Here is a 2204-nt window from a genome sequence, read left to right on the forward strand (position 1 = left end):
CCGGGCAGGGCGGATGTATCTATCCAACCCGCGCCCGGCCGGGAGGGGGCACGCGGGCAGGTAGAACAGCGCGGTGCTCGGCGAGGAAAAGGCCGTCCGGCGCGAACACCGAGGGCGGTGACCTTGCCGAGGCGGCCGGTGATGGTGGTGTGCTCGGTGCCGTCGGCGAGGTTCCACAGTCGTATGTCCCCGTCGTCGTCGCCGGTGGCGATCAGCCAGCCGTCCGGCGAGGCGGCGATCCTTCGGACCCAGGTGCGGTGGCCGACGAGACGGGCGTGCTCGGAGTCGGTGGCGATGTTCCACAGCACGACGGCCCGCCCGCTGCTGGCGGCCAAGAACCCTTGTTCGACTCGCCGGATGCGGCGACGGTCGGCGTGGCCATCGGGCATCGTCCCTGGTCACGGCCCGGGTAGCGACCGGCCGGACAGTGATTTCAGGGCCAGCAACCAAAATCAACCGGTTCGGATGCTGGTACACATGGTCCACCGAAACCCTTGTGGCACAGGCGGTTCGGGTGACAGCTGTGATCATTTTCTTGCTGAGCCCCACGCTTTGGGCTCGGATCGACGTTCGTCGGGCACTGTTGCATCCTGGCGGATGCAACAGTGCCGCCGCGAGAGGTCGGCCGCGGGGTGGTCGGGCCGTGGTGGCGCAAGGTCACGGCAGCGATGGGGTCGCCGTCCGTTGTAGTGGGCCGCGTACTCGGCGAGGATGGTACGCAGGTGACGTTTGCTGAAGATCGATATGCGGTCGGTGACCTCGGTCCGTATGGGGAGTTCGGGGCGGGATCTTCACCGTTTCGACGCTGGTATAAGCCAAGACCGTGTCGAACGACGCGGTGAACTGCCCGGCCCGGTCACGGGCCAGGACCCGGGAGTCTGCCGTCCGATCGCCGAGGTCCATGACCAAGTTACGGATCTGCTGGGTGGTCCACTGCTCATCCGGGTGGGCGGTCACCCCAAGGATGTGGACATACCGGGAGCCGACTTCCATGACGAACAGGCAGTACAAACGCTGGAGTGTGACCACGCAGTCGACGTGGAAGAAATCGACCGCCAGCATGGCCGACGCCTGCGTCCGCAGGAACTGCCGCCACGTCGTGTCGGTATAACGTTTCGGTGCCGGGGGTATCCGGAGGTCTTGGAGGACCCGGTGAATCGTCGAGGCGCCGACCCGGTAGCCGAGCTTGAGCAGTTCGTCCTGGATCCGCTTGTATTCCCACACCGTGTTCTCGGTAGCGAGCCGCTCGATCAGCGTGGCGATCTCCGTGCTGACCGGTGGTCGTCCCGACCGTGCGGATAGGTCCACGTCCGTGCGACCAGACGGCGATACCACCGCAACACGGTCCCGGGGTGACCAGCCTGGTGCGCCCGCAGCCTTCTCGGTAGGTGTCGGATCAGTGCGGCGAGTACCGCCCGGTCCGCCCAGTCCCACCGGGGCTTCGGGTGGGTGCTGCGCGGCACGGCGACCTCATGCTGCAACACGAGCAATTCCAGGTCTTTGGACGCCGACGAACGGCCGAGTAGAACCAGCCAGCCACAGATTCGAACGAAGATCAGATATAGCAGGCGCACCGACGCAGCTGACCATCATGCCGACAGCCACGCCGTCACATCACCCCAGATCACAGGCCCAGGGCGACTTCTGGCATCCGACAGGGTCGGAGCTGCGCCGGAAGACGATGCGCACACCGCTGCGTGACCGGGGAGATGCCGCGCTGCTCGAACGCGGGGACCGCCGCGCGCAGCCGGGGAACGTCCGTCGCCGCCGCGGTCTGCTCGGCGGGCGCAGCCGCGGCCGGGGTGATGTCCGCGGCGATGCCGTTCAGTTTGTCGGTGAAGAGCATGCGGGTGCCACCCTCCGTCCGCGCCCACCCTTCTGGGTGGCGTAGCCCATAGCCGCCCACGGCGTTGCGATATGGGACGAACGCGATGCTGTCCGGGATGTCCCCGGGCGGATTGCTTTCGACCGGTACCGGGCTACTTGCGGTCGTGCCTCCCGGCGGCAGTTGTCGGCGTGGACGACGAGCCGCAACTGGCCACCGTCGGCAGAGCCAGCAGCAGGACCAGCGCGGCGACGGCACGGCGGGAGGAGATCCGGGAAGCCGGGGACATGGTTCGGATGCTTATGCGATCGACCGTGCCATGCGCTTGATGCGAGGACGCTTAGGGCGTGTATCGGGTTGTGATCGATCTGTGGGGTTC

General features: G+C 66.9%; 3 protein-coding genes and 1 pseudogene. All 4 read right to left on the reverse strand.

What is annotated here, in order from left to right; all coding sequences use genetic code 11:
* Nucleotides 1–335, reverse strand: a 335-nt coding sequence (locus CV1CTNOD_RS18355) for a WD40 repeat domain-containing protein (RefSeq protein WP_431607135.1), incomplete at its 3' end; no start/stop codon positions are given.
* 192 nt (nucleotides 336–527) lie between these two features.
* Nucleotides 528–1544: pseudogene (locus tag CV1CTNOD_RS27945) on the reverse strand (integrase core domain-containing protein).
* Nucleotides 1545–1624: 80 nt separating this feature from the next.
* On the reverse strand, nucleotides 1625–1846 hold the full coding sequence (locus CV1CTNOD_RS18365) for a hypothetical protein (RefSeq protein WP_131787256.1): 222 nt from the start codon (nucleotides 1844–1846) through the stop codon (nucleotides 1625–1627).
* 133 nt (nucleotides 1847–1979) lie between these two features.
* Nucleotides 1980–2114, reverse strand: a complete 135-nt coding sequence (locus tag CV1CTNOD_RS27435; RefSeq protein WP_278043937.1) for a hypothetical protein — start codon at nucleotides 2112–2114, stop codon at nucleotides 1980–1982.
* Nucleotides 2115–2204 lie beyond the last annotated feature (90 nt).

Source organism: Protofrankia symbiont of Coriaria ruscifolia (assembly GCF_900634745.1).
In the GTDB taxonomy this organism is placed as follows: Bacteria; Actinomycetota; Actinomycetes; order Frankiales; family Frankiaceae; genus Protofrankia; species Protofrankia californiensis.

Excerpts from the sequence above, each read along its gene's own strand:
- CV1CTNOD_RS18365 (WP_131787256.1), bottom strand. The coding sequence starts at position 1,846 with ATGCTCTTCACCGACAAACTGAACGGCATCGCCGCGGACATCACCCCG.
- CV1CTNOD_RS27435 (WP_278043937.1), bottom strand. The coding sequence starts at position 2,114 with ATGTCCCCGGCTTCCCGGATCTCCTCCCGCCGTGCCGTCGCCGCGCTG.